The following is a 13,696-nucleotide window of genomic DNA, read 5'->3' on the forward strand; positions in this document are numbered from 1 at the left end:
TGGTCATGATGAATCATTTTCGTCGTAATGCGCTGCAGCTTACGCTCGCTGCGCTGTTCAGCTCGGCTTTTTACGCCCAGGCGGCCGATATTCCGCAGGTCAAAGTGACCGTCACCGACAAACAGTGCGAGCCGATGAACGTCACCGTGAAGGCGGGTAAAACCCAGTTCATCATTCAGAACCACAGCCAGAAAGCGCTGGAGTGGGAAATTCTGAAAGGGGTGATGGTGGTGGAGGAGCGGGAGAATATCGCTCCCGGTTTTACGCAAAAGCTGACGGCCAACCTACAGCCGGGCGAATATGATATGACCTGTGGTCTGCTGACCAACCCGAAAGGCAAACTGACGGTGACCGGCGAGGCGACCAAAGATGCCGCCAAAGCCGATGCGCTGCTCAGCCTGGGTGAGGCTATTACCGCCTATAAAGCCTACGTTACCGCCGAGACCGCGGAGCTGGTTAGCGGCACCAAAGCCTTTACCGATGCGGTGAAAGCGGGCGATATCGAGAAGGCGAAAGCGCTGTACGCGCCGACGCGCCAGCACTATGAGCGTATCGAACCGATCGCCGAGCTGTTCTCCGATCTTGATGGTAGCATCGACGCCCGCGAGGATGACTACGAGAAAAAAGCCGAAGATCCGAAATTCACCGGTTTCCACCGGCTGGAAAAAGCGCTGTTTGGCGATAATAGCGTCAAGGGAATGGATAACTATGCCGATCAATTGAACGCCGACGTTCTCGATCTGCAAAAACGCATTAGCGAACTGGCGTTCCCGCCGTCAAAAGTGGTCGGCGGCGCTGCCGGTCTGATTGAAGAAGTGGCCGCCAGCAAAATCAGCGGCGAAGAAGATCGCTACAGCCATACTGACCTGTGGGATTTCCAGGCCAACATTGACGGCGCGCAGAAAATCGTCGACCTGCTGCGTCCGCAGCTGCAGAAAGAGAACAGCGCGCTGCTGGCGAAGGTGGACGCCAACTTCAAAAAAGTGGATACCATTCTCAGCAAATACCGCACCAAAGACGGCTTCGAGACCTATGACAAGCTGACGGATGCCGATCGTAACGCGCTGAAAGGCCCGATCACCACGCTGGCGGAAGATTTGGCCCAGCTGCGCGGGATCCTGGGTCTGGACTAAGTCGATGGCTGAGCAAAAATATGATGTTAATGAACCGTCCCGGCGGCGGTTATTAAAAGGGATCGGCGCGCTTGGCGGCGCGCTGGCGATAACCGGCGGCTGTCCGGTGGCGCACGCGGCAAAAGACAATAGCTCTCCGGGCACGCTGTCGCCAAACGCGCGTATGGAAGCGCAGCCGTTTTATGGTCCGCATCAGGCCGGCGTGCTGACGCCGCAGCAGGCATCGATTATGCTGGTCGCTTTTGACGTGCTCGCCAGCGATAAAGCGGACCTTGAGCGGCTGTTTCGCCTGCTGACCGGGCGTATCGCCTTTCTGACCAAAGGCGGCCCTGCGCCGGAGACGCCGAACCCGCGGTTGCCGCCGATGGACTCAGGCATTCTCGGGCCGTGGATCGCGCCGGATAACCTGACGATCACCGTCTCGGTGGGGCATTCGCTGTTTGACGAGCGTTTCGGCCTGGCTAATCAGGCGCCGAAGGCGCTGCAGAAGATGACGCGTTTTCCGAACGATTCGCTGGATGCGGCGCTGTGCCACGGCGATCTGCTGCTGCAAATTTGCGCCAATACCCAGGATACGGTGATTCACGCCCTGCGGGACGTGATTAAGCACACCCCGGATCTGCTCAGCGTGCGCTGGAAGCGGGAAGGGTTCATCTCCGACAGCGCCGCGCGCAGCAAGGGTAAAGAGACGCCGGTGAATCTGCTGGGCTTCAAAGATGGCACCGCGAATCCGATTAGCACCGATAAGGCGCTAATGGATAAGGTGGTGTGGGTTACCGCCGACCAGGGAGAGCCCGCGTGGGCGACGGGCGGCAGCTATCAGGCGGCGCGGATTATTCAGTTCCACGTTGAGTTCTGGGATCGTACGCCGCTGAAAGAGCAGCAGACCATTTTTGGCCGCGATAAGCTGAGCGGCGCGCCGCTTGGGATGCAGCACGAGCACGACGTGCCGGATTACAGCAAAGACCCTGACGGCGATACCATTGCGCTCGATAGCCATATTCGTTTGGCCAATCCGCGCACCCCGGAAACGCAATCCAGCCTGATGATGCGCCGGGGCTACAGCTATTCGCTGGGGGTGACCAATTCCGGGCAGTTGGATATGGGGCTGTTGTTTGTCTGCTATCAGCACGATCTGGAAAAAGGCTTCCTGACGGTGCAAAAGCGCCTGAACGGAGAAGCGCTGGAGGAGTACGTGAAGCCCATTGGCGGCGGCTATTTCTTTGTTCTGCCGGGGGTTATCGACGATCGGCATTATCTTGGGCAATCGTTGCTCGAAGCCTGACGTACCTGCCCGCACGGGCAGGGCGTTTTCTGCTGTTTTTCCATTCATTTTTTGTATTTCCTGCCTTGTTTCATTTTTCTGTAATCTTATAGTCGGAAACTCTCCTCAGCTGTGATGAGAATTATTTGTTGTCTGTATGTGAAAAATAAGTTGCGCTTAGAATTATTTCTGATGTACTTATTACAGGCGCGGTAGTTCTCGGCAGTAGTCTCGTTTCATTATGGAGATCGCGAATGCCCGATTGCTGTAACGGAAAACGTCAAACCCCAGACCGTACTCATCAGCACGGGAGCCCAACTTCCGGCCGCGATTTTCACACCGCAAAATCCTCCTCCTCTCGCAAAGAAAACCCGAACCCAGGCAAGGTTACCGGTGCGCGTAGCCGTGACCCTCTGCCAATTCGTCAGGCAAGCAATGGCTTACAAGGAAGCCAAACCTCAATCGTTAGTGCGCATAATCGCGTCGATCGTGGCGCGTGTGATGTAAACCAACAACGCAAGGTGCTATCCATGGGAAGACAAAAAGCAGTGACCAGAGCTCGTCGTGAGGCCAAACGTGTGCTGAGACAGGATTCGCGAAGCCATAAGCAGCGCGAAGAAGAATCGGTCACATCGCTTGTGCAAATGAGTGGCGTAGAAGCCATTGGCATGGCGCGGGACAGCCGCGATGCATCGCCAATCGAAGCACGGAATGAGGCTCAGGCGCATTATTTGAATGCCATCGACAATAAACAGCTGATCTTCGCCACGGGCGAGGCCGGGTGCGGTAAGACCTGGATTAGCGCGGCAAAAGCAGCTGAAGCCCTGATCCATAAGGATGTGGACAGAATTATTGTTACCCGTCCCGTTCTGCAGGCCGACGAAGATCTCGGCTTCTTACCGGGAGATATCGCCGAGAAGTTCGCTCCCTATTTCCGCCCGGTTTATGACGTGCTGGTGAGAAGGCTAGGGGCTTCCTTTATGCAGTACTGCCTGCGCCCGGAAATCGGCAAGGTGGAAATCGCGCCGTTCGCCTACATGCGCGGACGTACATTTGAAAATGCGGTAGTGATTCTGGACGAGGCCCAGAACGTGACCGCTGCGCAAATGAAGATGTTTTTGACCCGCCTCGGGGAGAACGTGACGGTTATCGTCAACGGCGATATTACCCAGTGCGACCTGCCTTCTGGAGTCCGCTCGGGCCTGAGCGATGCGCTGGCGCGTTTTGAGGAGGATGAGATGGTCGGTATTGTGCGTTTTACGACCGACGATTGCGTGCGATCAACGCTTTGCCAGCGCGCGCTGAAAGCCTATTACTGAGTCCTTTTGAGTCTGCAAAGCCCGGGCGACCGGGCTTTGTTTTTAGCGCACTACAGAAGAGCCTGCAGCGAGGGGCTGGCCATCGTTGCTTCAAAAGGAACGATCTCGACTTTCGCTACGCCCGATTGCTGAAACGGATCCTGGCTCAGCCAGTTTTGCAGCGCATCCAGATCATCGCCTTTAGCCAGAATCACGCCGCCGGACCTGGGGATTTTACGCCCCGAAGCGAGAAATATTCCGTCAGCGTACCCTTGCTTCAGCCACTCCACGTGTGCAGCAAGCTGGGCGTCAACTTCCTCAAGCGGTTTAACGTAAGTCAGAACAACAACGGCAATGGTGCTCATATTCCTTCCTTAACATTTAAAGGTAACGCTGCAGAAGTTTATCATTAGCGTGGATGGGGTTTCTGGCTTTTTTCATCACGTTATCCAGGCGCGCTACAAACGAAAATAACGGCGGTTTACTGCTATAGAGCGGATAATTGTTGCTGACCTATAGCTCAAAATGTCCAGGTGATTGCCGCCGTTACGGAACCTTCATTGCGCCGGGAGACGAGCGGGCTGTCAGCGGCGTGTTCCCCGAGCCAGCTATAGCCGGCGCTGAGAATGGAGCCCCAATGCTCGTCATATTGATGGCTCCAGGTCAGCGCGTTATCGATGCCGTAAAATCCGCCGGCTGAGCGATAGGGGCGATAGCCGGAACGGAGGCTCTGCCGGTGGTCAACGCCGTAAAACGTATTGACGTACCGGCTGTCGCCAAACAGCGCGGCGGACTTTAAAGCAACGATATCTTGCGTGTTTTGAACCAGCAGGAGGGTGGCGGAAGTTTGATAATGCACGCCCTGGGCGTCGGTGAGCGGAAGTGTAGCCTTGCCTTCAACGGTGAGCCACGGCGTGACCGACCAGCCGACGGCAAAGGCGGTATTCATGGTGGCTTTAATATTACCCATCCCCTTCAGCGTATTAGCCCCATCGCGCCAGCTCGAGTTTTTTTCCGCTCGCCCGAGGTCGTAACCGAGCGTGTGCTCGAAGTAGAGGCCGCTGTCGCCTGACAGGTCGTAGCCTATGCCTTTTTGGCTATCAATAAAGAAAGCGCCTTTCCGACCCTGTATTACGGGAACCACCTGCCAAATCTGCTTGTCAGAACCGCTGTAACGAGGCGCGTACTTTCCCCCCACCCCGATAGTCAGCCCATCGGAAGGCGCGGCGGCTTCATCGGCGCGCGCGCCGGGCGTTATCACCATTAAAAACGGCACGACCATATACGGCGAAATTTTTCTGGCTATCATACTGTTCTCCATATGGAAACGGGCGCCGTCCGATCGGGGACGCCGCAGAATGCCGCTGCAGTATGGTTTTGCTAAATCAATAAACGGTCGGGATAGTGTTAAGAAACGGTCAAGGTGAACAGATGTTGTCCAGAAGAGTGCTGATAATTGAAGATGACGCTGACGCGGCCGGCGTGCTTGAGGCCTATTTACGCCGGGAAAACTATGACGTGGCGGTGACCATGGACGGACTCTCCGGGCTGGATATGGCGCAGCGCTGGAAGCCTGACCTGATCTTGCTGGATGTGATGCTGCCCGGGCTAAACGGAACCGAGGTGTTGGCCAGCTTGCGGCGAAAAAGCGATGTGCCGGTGATTATGGTGACCGCAATGGGAGACATGCCCGATCGTATTGGCGCGCTGCGCTACGGCGCCGACGATTATGTGGTCAAGCCCTACCACCCAGGCGAAGTGGTGGCGCGCGTTCAGGCCGTGCTCCGGCGTAGTCGTAAAGACGACGCCCGGGAAGACATTCTGCGTTGGCAGGGGCTGGAGGTCGATGTCGCGGCCATTGTCGCGACCGTCAGTCGCTCGGGGGAACCTGCGTCTATTCTCGACCTGACTCCGACCGAGTTTTCGCTTCTGGCCACGCTGATGCGCGCCCCCGTTCGCCCCTTTTCGCGACAATATCTGCTGGAGCGCTGCCTTCCCGAGAGCGAAGCGCTGGAGCGCGTGGTGGATACGCATATTTATAACCTGCGTAAAAAACTGGAGGCCGCGGGAGTATCCGGCGCGTTGGTCAACGTTCGCGGCGTGGGTTACAGGTTCAGACAACCATGATCAAGACCCGACACTCTTCTCTCTGGCGCTGGATTTGCGGGCGTATTCTGGCGCTGGCTATCGGCAGCGTGATTGTTATCGCCACCTGTATGTGGCTGCGCTTTGCCGTGCAGAACTACTGGATCATGCACAAAATGCCGCCCGCCTTGCGCGAGGAATTTGTCGCGCTCAGCCGCAATCCCGAGGCCAACCCGGCGCGTTTTCATCAGATTGTCGATACCTGGTGGGGATTGAGTTATTCCACTCCCTCTATCGCCTCGGCGGACTGGGTGACCGTAGCGGTGTTGGTGCTGGTCATGATCCCCTTCATTGTTGTTATGGGGCTGCGCTACGCCCGTCCGCTATCGCTGCAGTTCAGCCGTCTTCGTGATGCGGCGAAGGATGTGACCGGAGGGCAATTTGGCCGCCAGGCGGAGCTGATTGAGGACGCGCCGGCGGAAATGATCCGCTTTGCCGCCGACTTTAACAAAATGACCGGCCAGCTGGCCCGCTACGATAAAGAACTCCGCGCCTCGCATGTGGCGATGGCGCATGAGCTTCGCTCCCCTCTGACGGCGGCGATTGGCCGTCTGCAGGGCATGCTGGATGGCGTTTTTGATACCCAGCCGCAGCAGCTGGAGATGGTGATGAAACAGCTCCAGCATCTGAATCGGCTGACGGATGAGCTGCATCTCCTTTCCCTCGCGGATGCCGGCAATCTGGTATTGGATGACCAGCCATTCTCTCTGGATGAGCTCCTTCAGGAGCGAGCCGCATGGTTAACGCCGCAGGCGGACGCTCAGCGCGTCACGATCGCCATTCAGCCTTCGCCGTCATGCCCCTTTCGCGGCGACGCCTTCCGCATAGGGCAGGTCTTTACCATCGTGATGGAAAATGCCGTTCGCTATGGGCGCAAGGGGGGCCATCTCGCCATTAAACTGCGCCGCGAAGAGGGGGCTTACCTCATCGATTTTGTTGATGACGGGCCCGGCGTGGCGCGGCATTTTTTACCGGAAATGTTCCAGCGCTTCACCCGCGAGGAGGCGTCCCGCGCCAGACACTCCGGCGGCAGCGGCCTGGGATTATCCATTGCGCGCGCTATCTGCGCGGCGCACGGGGGGCGCATTAGCGCGTCGTTACCGGCGAGCGGCGGTCTGCTGATTCGCGTTCATCTGCCGTACGATCCCGGCGTGGAAGAAAAGAGCCCGTCTTGATAATCCCTTGACAGAACGTCGAGCCATTCTCGATTAATGTGTCATGTAATGGCGCCATTTCCCGAACGGAGTGGCGTTATGTTATATGAGTTAGTTCTTTCCCTTCGTCAGTGCGTGTACGCTTTGCTCGGCGCCGAGCGGTCGCTACCCTGGTTTGCGCTGTTGCCGCCGATCGTACTGGCCCTGATGATCGTACCGCTGGTGGGCTGTGGCGATAAAAGCGGCGATAAGCCGGCTCCCGCCCGCCCGGTGCGCTACGTGGTCATCGGCTCCCCAGCAACGCTTCCCTCTCTGGAAAGAACCGGCGAGATCCATGCGCACGATGAGACGGCCCTGAGCTTCCGCACGGCGGGCAGGATGATGACGCGCGCGGTGGATATTGGCGATCGGGTCAATTACGGGCAGCTGCTGGCCACGCTTGACGATACCAGCGCACAAAACCAGCTGGATAGCGCGACGGCTGACGAAGAGAGCGCCAGAGCGACCGCCCGGGTAGCCGCGCTGAACGTTAGCCGGATGCAAAAACTCATCGCGACAGGGGCAATCGCCCGCTCCCAACTCGACAGTGCGCGGGCGGACTGGCTGGTCGCCAGCGCCCGGGTGAAGAGCAGCGAGGCCGCTTTGCGCAACGCCAGGGAAAGCCTTGGCTGGACTCGGCTGACCTCTCCGGGCGAGGGGATCATTACGGCGGTCAGCGCCTCTCCCGGTCAGGTCGTCAACGCCGGTGAGACGGTGGTGACGCTGGCGGCCGGGCAGGCGCGCGACGTGGTGTTTGATATCCCGGATCCCGCTAAGATTGAGGCGCAAAAGGCGGAGGAATTTCAGGTTGCTTTGCTCAGCGATGCCGGAGTGAACGCCTTCGCCATTTTGCGTGATATTAGCCCACAGGCCGATCCCCAGACCCGGACATGGCGCGTCAGGGCTACTCTCAAGAAACCGCCCGCTGCGATGGCGCTGGGCTCCAGCGTCACGGTAAGGCTACCGGCATCAGGCTCGGCGGGTTACGCGGTACCGGCTTCGGCGCTGAGCCGTTGCGGAGAAAAACCGGCCGTCTTTGTGATTACCCCGCAGATGCAGGCGCAGCTGCGCGTTGTCGTTCCCGCTAGCTACACGGCTTCTTTCGTTATCATCGCCTCAGGCCTTATGCCCGGCGACCGGGTTATTACCGCTGGCGTGAGTAAACTTCGTCCGGGGGAAAAAGTCGTCGCCGGAGAGAAGCAGCCGTGAAAATAGCGTCGTCAAAATATACCTTTAACCTCTCCGCCTGGGCGCTGGAAAATCCGCAAATGGTCAGCTTTTTTATGCTGCTGATTATAGTTATCGGTTCGCTCAGCTATACGCTGCTGCCGCGTAATGAAGATCCGGCGTTCACTATCAAAACGGCGGTGGTATCCGCACAGTGGCCGGGCGCATCGGTAACGGATACGACCCATCTGGTGACGGATGTGCTGGAAAAAAAATTGCAGGAAACGCCCTGGCTCGATTATATCGAAAGTGAAACCCGGGCCGGACAAACGGTTATCTATATTAATCTCCGCGATGACACGCCAGCGCAAAAAGTCCCGGCGATCTGGTATCAGATCCGCAAAAAAATGCAGGATATCGCGCCATCGCTGCCCGAAGGCGCGCAGGGGCCGAGCGTGAACGATGAGTTTGACGACACGTACGGCACGATTTATGGCTTTGTTCCTGACGGATATACCCTCCAGGAGGTGCGCCAGCAGGTGGAGACGATCCGCCGTGAACTGATGTCCGTGCCGGATATCGGCAAAACGGTTCTGCTTGGCGAACAGCAGGAGCAGATTGCGATCGCTTTTTCACCCGCCCGACTGGCCGGTATGGGGCTCAGCATTCAGCAGGTTACGGATGCTCTGCGGGCCCAGAATGCGGTAGTTCCGGCCGGCGTTCTGCGCACCGGGCAGGAGAAGATGACGATAAAAGTCAGCGGGGCGCTCAGGAGCGAAGAGAGCTTACGCGCCGTCACCCTGCGCATTAACGATCGCTATCTTCCCCTGACCGACATTGCCACCATCGAGAGAAGAGCGGCCGAACCGCCTTCTGCGGCGTTTCGCGTTAACGGGCGTCCTGCCATTGGACTGGCGATTTCCATGGCGCCAACGGGAAATATGCTGCGCTTTGGCGCGACGTTGAACAACAGAATGAGCGCCATCGGCGCCGGGCTGCCGCACGGTATCGAGATGGTGAAAGTGGCTGACCAGTCGGCGGTGGTCAGCGGCGCGGTAAGCGGGTTTGTCCGGGTGCTGGTGGAAGCCGTGCTGATTGTGCTGGCGGTTTCTTTTGTCTCCCTGGGATTAAGGGCCGGGCTGGTGGTGGCCGCGGCGATCCCGCTGGTGCTGGCGATGACCTTTGCCGGAATGATGCTGGCAGGCATCGGCCTGCAGCGAATCTCTCTCGGGGCCCTGATTATTGCGCTTGGGCTGCTGGTGGATGATGCCATGATCGCCGTGGAAACCATGGTATCCCGGCTGGAGGCCGGGGATACGCGACGGCTGGCGGCGACCTATGCTTTCAAAACCACGGCATTTCCAATGCTGACCGGTACGCTGGTTATGATTGCCGGGTTTATTCCCGTCGGTTTTGCCTCATCCAGCGCTGGCGAATACTGCTTTTCGCTGTTTGCCGTGGTACTGATGGCGCTGCTGAGTTCATGGATCGTGGCGATTCTGTTCTCTCCTTTGACCGGAGCATGGCTGCTGCCGGAAAAGCTTAAACATCATGCCGCGGGCCCGGGCCGAATGGCGCGGGGATATGGACGACTTCTGCGAACGGCGCTGCGCCACCGGCTCGCCACCCTGGGAATTGCGCTGGCCGCGCTAGGGGTATCGGTGTATGGCACAACGTTTATGCAGGGGGAGTTTTTCCCTTCATCCGATCGTCCGGAGCTGCTGGTCAGCCTGACGCTGCCGGCCAATGCTTCGCAGTCTGCCACGGAGAAACAAACGGAAAGGCTGGAACGGGCGCTTGCCGGGAATCGCAATATTGATCATTACTCGACCTATGTGGGTTCGGGCGCTATACGCTTTTACTTACCGATGGATGTTCTGCTGGATAATGAAAATACGGCGCAGTTGGTGGTGGTGGCGAAGGATCTGGCCGCCCGGGACCGCCTGCGGGAACAGTTAAATACGCTGCTGGCCACGCAATTCAGCGATCTGACTTCGCGCGTTTCGCCGCTGGAGCTGGGGCCGCCGGTGGGCTGGCCGATCAAATACCGGATCAGCGGTCCGGATTATCTCAAGGTCAGAGAGTATGCCGGGCGTCTGGCCGAGGCGATAGGGCGCTCGCCGTTAACCCGGGAGGTGAATCAGACCGCGGGCGAGCCGGAGAGAACCCTCGTTCTGCAGGTGAACCAGACTGCTGCGCGGGCGGCGGGGGTGTCGTCGCAGAGTCTGGCGCAGACGCTTAATACTGTCTGGTCCGGCACGACGGTGACGTCGATAAGGGATGACGATCGGCTGATTGACGTGGTGCTGCGGGCGAATGATAGCGAGCGGTTGAATCTTGCTACCCTGTCATCGCTGACGGTGGAGGGGCGCGATGGACAAAAAATTCCCCTTGGCGCGGTAGCCACGCCGGACTGGGGAGTGGACGATCCGGTACTCTGGCGTCGGCAAAGGTTGCCGTTCATCACCGTACAAACCGACCTCGCGCCGGGGATGCGGGCAGAAGGCGTATCGGACGGTTTGCGCCCGACGGTGGATAAACTGCGCGCGGGTCTACCCATCGGTTACAGCATTGTAGAAGGCGGGGTGGTCGCGGAGTCCGAAAAAGGCAATAGCTCGGTTTTTGATATTTTACCCGTCACCCTCGGGGTGATGCTGTTACTGCTGATGCTCCAGCTACGGCGCTATTCTCGTATGCTTCTGGCTCTGTTAATGGCCCCGTTCGGCTTACCGGGGATCGTCATGGCCATGCTGCCGAGCGATACGCCAATGGGATTTGTGGCTCTGCTCGGCGCGATCGCGCTGGCGGGGATGATTATCCGCAATGCCGTGATACTTATCAGTGAGGTCGATAATAATCTGGCTCAGGGTATGGAAAGCGAGGCCGCCATTATTGCCGCCGCAGAGCACCGGGCCAGGCCAATATTTCTGACCGCCTGCGCCGCGATCCTGGGCATGATCCCCATCTCTCACCAGGTCTTCTGGGGGCCGATGGCGTATGCCATCATTGGCGGGCTCATCGTCGCCACGCTCGTCACGTTAACCGTGCTTCCGGCGTCCTTTAGCATGTTGCTGGAGATGGGGAGATACTGGAAAAGGCGTCACGCCGCTTGATAAAACAGATTGCTCCCGGTGGAGTGCAACAGGCGAAAAAAAGCCCGTACTTGCGTACGAGCTCTTCTTCGAAGATGGCGGTGAGGGGGGATTGACTCGCCGCGCTCGCCGTTACTCGGCCCATCCCTGGGCCTCGCCCCTTCGGGGTCAGCGCAGGCGCTGTTCAAAATTGCTCCCGGCAATTTTGTCGGGGCAGATTCCTCGCAGGCTCGTCATCTGTCCAACTGGCTGGCGCCAGTTGTCGAACCCCGGTCAGGGCTTCTCATCCCCCCTGCGGGGTGCAACAGGCGAAAAAAAAGCCCGTACTTGCGTACGAGCTCTTCTTTGAAGATGGCGGTGAGGGGGGGATTGACTCGCTGCGCTCGCCGTTACTCGGCCCATCCCTGGGCCTCGCCCCTTCGGGGTCAGCGCAGGCGCTGTTCAAAATTGCTCCCGGCAATTTTGTCGGGGTAGATTCCTCGCAGGCTCGTCATCTGTCCAACTGGCTGTCGCCAGTTGTCGAACCCCGGTCGGGGCTTCTCATCCCCCCCGGGGGAGTGCAACAGGCGAAAAAAAAAGCCCGTACTTGCGTACGAGCTCTTCTTTGAATATGGCGGTGAGGGGGGGATTCGAACCCCCGATACGTTGCCGTATACACACTTTCCAGGCGTGCTCCTTCAGCCACTCGGACACCTCACCATATTGTTTTGCTGCTCACCTTGGGTGGGCAACGGGGCGCTACTATAGGGAGTTGCGCTAAAACGGTCAAGCAGTATTTATTCTTTTGCTATCGTTCGGTTAAGCAATGAACACTGCCCCGCCGTAGTGCGGCGAGGCAGGCATTTTAACGCTGTGAATCAAGCTGTTCGTTGTTCTTGACCACGTCCTGAGCTTTGGCGTAGCTCTCGATCAGCAGCTGGTATGCCGGGAAGACTTTGGTATACACCTCGGCCCACTCAGCGGCATCCGGTCGATTCCAGGTGCGCTGCAGTTCAGAAGCAACCGCCGCGGTATCCATTGGCACGACGCCAGCCTGGACGACGCGGGCGAGTGTGATTTCCTGCGCCATCTTGCTATAGGTACCGGAAGCATCAATGACGGCAAAAACCTTATAGCCATCGGCGACGGCGGCAATGGACGGGAACGCCATGCAGACGCTGGTAATGGTACCGGCGATAATCAGCGTTTTACGCCCGGTCGCTTTTACCGCGGCAACAAATTCCGGGTTATCCCACGCGTTAATCTCTCCTTTACGCGCAATATATTGCGCATGCGGCGCATTTTCATGGATCTCAGGGATCAGCGGGCCATTCGGGCCCTGCGGCACTGACGCCGTGGTGATCACTGGAATGCCGGCTAACGAGGCCATCTTCGCCAGCGCGGCGGCGCGCGCCCGTAGCTCCGGCATCGGCATATCGCCCACGGTCTGGAACAGACCGCTCTGGTGGTCGATCAGCAGCATGGTGGTATCATTGACATCAATAACCGGACGAGAACCATTAAAGTTAGCTGGGGTAGACATATTCTTCACCTCATTCAGTATCAGATTTGGCCGAAGTGGCCGCTATTAAAATCACGAACCGCTTCTGCGATTTGCGCTTTGGTATTCATCACAAACGGGCCGTAGCCCACGATCGGCTCCTGCAGCGGCTCGCCGGCCATCAGCAGTACTTTTGCGTTGGTACTGGCCGCGAGGTGGAGCGCTTCTCCTTTCTGGCTGAGCACAACCAGCTGTCCCTCGTGGGCGTTGCCCTCGCCGTTCACGACAATCTCACCTTCCAGGACGACCAGCGCCGTACTCCAGCCAGCAGGCTGATGCAGGGTGATCTCCTGACTCTGGTTAAGCTGAAGATCCCATACGTTCAGCGGAGAAAACGTGTGGGCGGGGCCAACCGTATCCTCGTAGCGCCCGGCAATAACCCGTATGCGGCCGGCATTGTTCGGCAGGTCAACGTCAGGAATCACATCAGCCGTAATGCTCTGGTATCCCGGATGCGTCATTTTGTCTTTAGCCGGAAGGTTGACCCAGAGCTGGATCATCTTCAGCTCGCCGCCGGTACGGGTGAACGCCGCGGAGTGGAACTCTTCGTGCAGGATCCCGGCGCCCGCGGTCATCCACTGCACATCACCCGGCCCAATAACGCCGCCTCTACCGGTTGAGTCACGATGTTCAACTTCGCCGGAATAGACCACGGTGACGGTTTCAAATCCGCGATGCGGATGTTCGCCGACGCCGCGTTTCTCCGTTCCCGCCGGGAAGTGATGCGGTCCTGCATAGTCAAGCAGCAGGAAGGGGCTTAGCTGTTCGCCGTGTGTCTGATAAGAGAACATTGAGCGAACCGGGAAACCGTCGCCTACCCAGTGCTGTGAAGGCGCAGTGTAGATACCTGTAATTTGTTTCATG

11 protein-coding genes and 1 tRNA gene are annotated in these 13,696 nt (G+C 58.2%); 7 read left to right on the top strand and 5 right to left on the bottom strand.

Annotated features, from left to right (window positions below; genetic code table 11):
• The first annotated feature begins 5 nt into the window (after positions 1-5).
• The 3 genes from efeO to phoH all read left to right on the top strand — a co-directional run bounded on the left by efeO (position 6) and on the right by phoH (position 3,716).
• Positions 6-1,133 (top strand): iron uptake system protein EfeO, encoded by a 1,128-nt coding sequence (efeO, locus tag IYV58_RS10125; protein ID WP_004131308.1) that lies wholly within the window; start codon positions 6-8, stop codon positions 1,131-1,133.
• A 4-nt stretch (positions 1,134-1,137) separates the two neighbouring features.
• Complete coding sequence (gene efeB, locus IYV58_RS10130; protein WP_195729557.1) at positions 1,138-2,418, top strand: iron uptake transporter deferrochelatase/peroxidase subunit; 1,281 nt, start codon at positions 1,138-1,140, stop codon at positions 2,416-2,418.
• A 509-nt stretch (positions 2,419-2,927) separates the two neighbouring features.
• Positions 2,928-3,716 carry a phosphate starvation-inducible protein PhoH gene (phoH, locus tag IYV58_RS10135; RefSeq protein WP_032742089.1) on the top strand — a complete coding sequence of 263 codons (789 nt, stop codon included), beginning with the start codon at positions 2,928-2,930 and terminating at the stop codon, positions 3,714-3,716.
• Positions 3,717-3,766: 50 nt separating this feature from the next.
• Here phoH and IYV58_RS10140 read toward each other — a convergent pair whose 3' ends face one another.
• Both IYV58_RS10140 and IYV58_RS10145 read right to left on the bottom strand, forming a co-directional pair.
• Positions 3,767-4,060, bottom strand: a complete 294-nt coding sequence (locus IYV58_RS10140) for a YciI family protein (protein WP_004131314.1) — start codon at positions 4,058-4,060, stop codon at positions 3,767-3,769.
• A gap of 155 nt (positions 4,061-4,215) precedes the next feature.
• Positions 4,216-5,004, bottom strand: a complete 789-nt coding sequence (locus IYV58_RS10145) for a MipA/OmpV family protein (protein ID WP_112166303.1) — start codon at positions 5,002-5,004, stop codon at positions 4,216-4,218.
• A 122-nt stretch (positions 5,005-5,126) separates the two neighbouring features.
• On the opposite strand from IYV58_RS10145, the gene IYV58_RS10150 reads away from it, so the two are divergent.
• From IYV58_RS10150 to IYV58_RS10165, 4 genes are all read left to right on the top strand, one after another.
• Entirely contained in the window at positions 5,127-5,822 is a 696-nt protein-coding gene (locus IYV58_RS10150; RefSeq protein ID WP_004131317.1) for a response regulator, read from the top strand.
• The gene (locus tag IYV58_RS10155; protein WP_195729558.1) at positions 5,819-7,015 is read left to right on the top strand and encodes a sensor histidine kinase; all 1,197 of its coding nucleotides are present in this window, start codon (positions 5,819-5,821) and stop codon (positions 7,013-7,015) included. Before IYV58_RS10150 ends, IYV58_RS10155 begins: the two co-directional genes overlap by 4 nt.
• A 78-nt stretch (positions 7,016-7,093) precedes the next feature.
• Positions 7,094-8,242 (top strand): efflux RND transporter periplasmic adaptor subunit, encoded by a 1,149-nt coding sequence (locus IYV58_RS10160; RefSeq protein WP_004131322.1) that lies wholly within the window; start codon positions 7,094-7,096, stop codon positions 8,240-8,242.
• Positions 8,239-11,313, top strand: a complete 3,075-nt coding sequence (locus tag IYV58_RS10165; protein ID WP_004131324.1) for an efflux RND transporter permease subunit — start codon at positions 8,239-8,241, stop codon at positions 11,311-11,313. The genes IYV58_RS10160 and IYV58_RS10165 overlap by 4 nt, the downstream gene beginning before the upstream one ends.
• A 590-nt stretch (positions 11,314-11,903) precedes the next feature.
• Here the strand turns inward: IYV58_RS10165 and IYV58_RS10170 are convergent.
• From IYV58_RS10170 to IYV58_RS10180, 3 genes are all read right to left on the bottom strand, one after another.
• Positions 11,904-11,991: transfer RNA gene (locus IYV58_RS10170), tRNA-Ser, on the bottom strand.
• A 145-nt stretch (positions 11,992-12,136) separates the two neighbouring features.
• Complete coding sequence (locus IYV58_RS10175; protein WP_004131326.1) at positions 12,137-12,814, bottom strand: isochorismatase family protein; 678 nt, start codon at positions 12,812-12,814, stop codon at positions 12,137-12,139.
• A 20-nt stretch (positions 12,815-12,834) separates the two neighbouring features.
• Positions 12,835-13,695 (bottom strand): pirin family protein, encoded by an 861-nt coding sequence (locus IYV58_RS10180; RefSeq protein ID WP_142467729.1) that lies wholly within the window; start codon positions 13,693-13,695, stop codon positions 12,835-12,837.
• Between the last annotated feature and the right edge of the window lies 1 nt (position 13,696).

This window comes from Klebsiella sp. BDA134-6, assembly GCF_015601345.1.
GTDB classification, from domain to species: domain Bacteria; phylum Pseudomonadota; class Gammaproteobacteria; order Enterobacterales; family Enterobacteriaceae; genus Klebsiella; species Klebsiella grimontii.

What these genes read in the sequence shown, in the direction of transcription:
- efeO (WP_004131308.1), top strand. Translation starts at nt 6, where the DNA reads ATGATGAATCATTTTCGTCGTAATGCGCTGCAGCTTACGCTCGCTGCG.
- efeB (WP_195729557.1), top strand. Translation starts at nt 1,138, where the DNA reads ATGGCTGAGCAAAAATATGATGTTAATGAACCGTCCCGGCGGCGGTTA.
- phoH (WP_032742089.1), top strand. Translation starts at nt 2,928, where the DNA reads ATGGGAAGACAAAAAGCAGTGACCAGAGCTCGTCGTGAGGCCAAACGT.
- IYV58_RS10140 (WP_004131314.1), bottom strand. Translation starts at nt 4,060, where the DNA reads ATGAGCACCATTGCCGTTGTTGTTCTGACTTACGTTAAACCGCTTGAG.
- IYV58_RS10145 (WP_112166303.1), bottom strand. Translation starts at nt 5,004, where the DNA reads ATGATAGCCAGAAAAATTTCGCCGTATATGGTCGTGCCGTTTTTAATG.
- IYV58_RS10150 (WP_004131317.1), top strand. Translation starts at nt 5,127, where the DNA reads ATGTTGTCCAGAAGAGTGCTGATAATTGAAGATGACGCTGACGCGGCC.
- IYV58_RS10155 (WP_195729558.1), top strand. Translation starts at nt 5,819, where the DNA reads ATGATCAAGACCCGACACTCTTCTCTCTGGCGCTGGATTTGCGGGCGT.
- IYV58_RS10160 (WP_004131322.1), top strand. Translation starts at nt 7,094, where the DNA reads ATGTTATATGAGTTAGTTCTTTCCCTTCGTCAGTGCGTGTACGCTTTG.
- IYV58_RS10175 (WP_004131326.1), bottom strand. Translation starts at nt 12,814, where the DNA reads ATGTCTACCCCAGCTAACTTTAATGGTTCTCGTCCGGTTATTGATGTC.
- IYV58_RS10180 (WP_142467729.1), bottom strand. Translation starts at nt 13,695, where the DNA reads ATGAAACAAATTACAGGTATCTACACTGCGCCTTCACAGCACTGGGTA.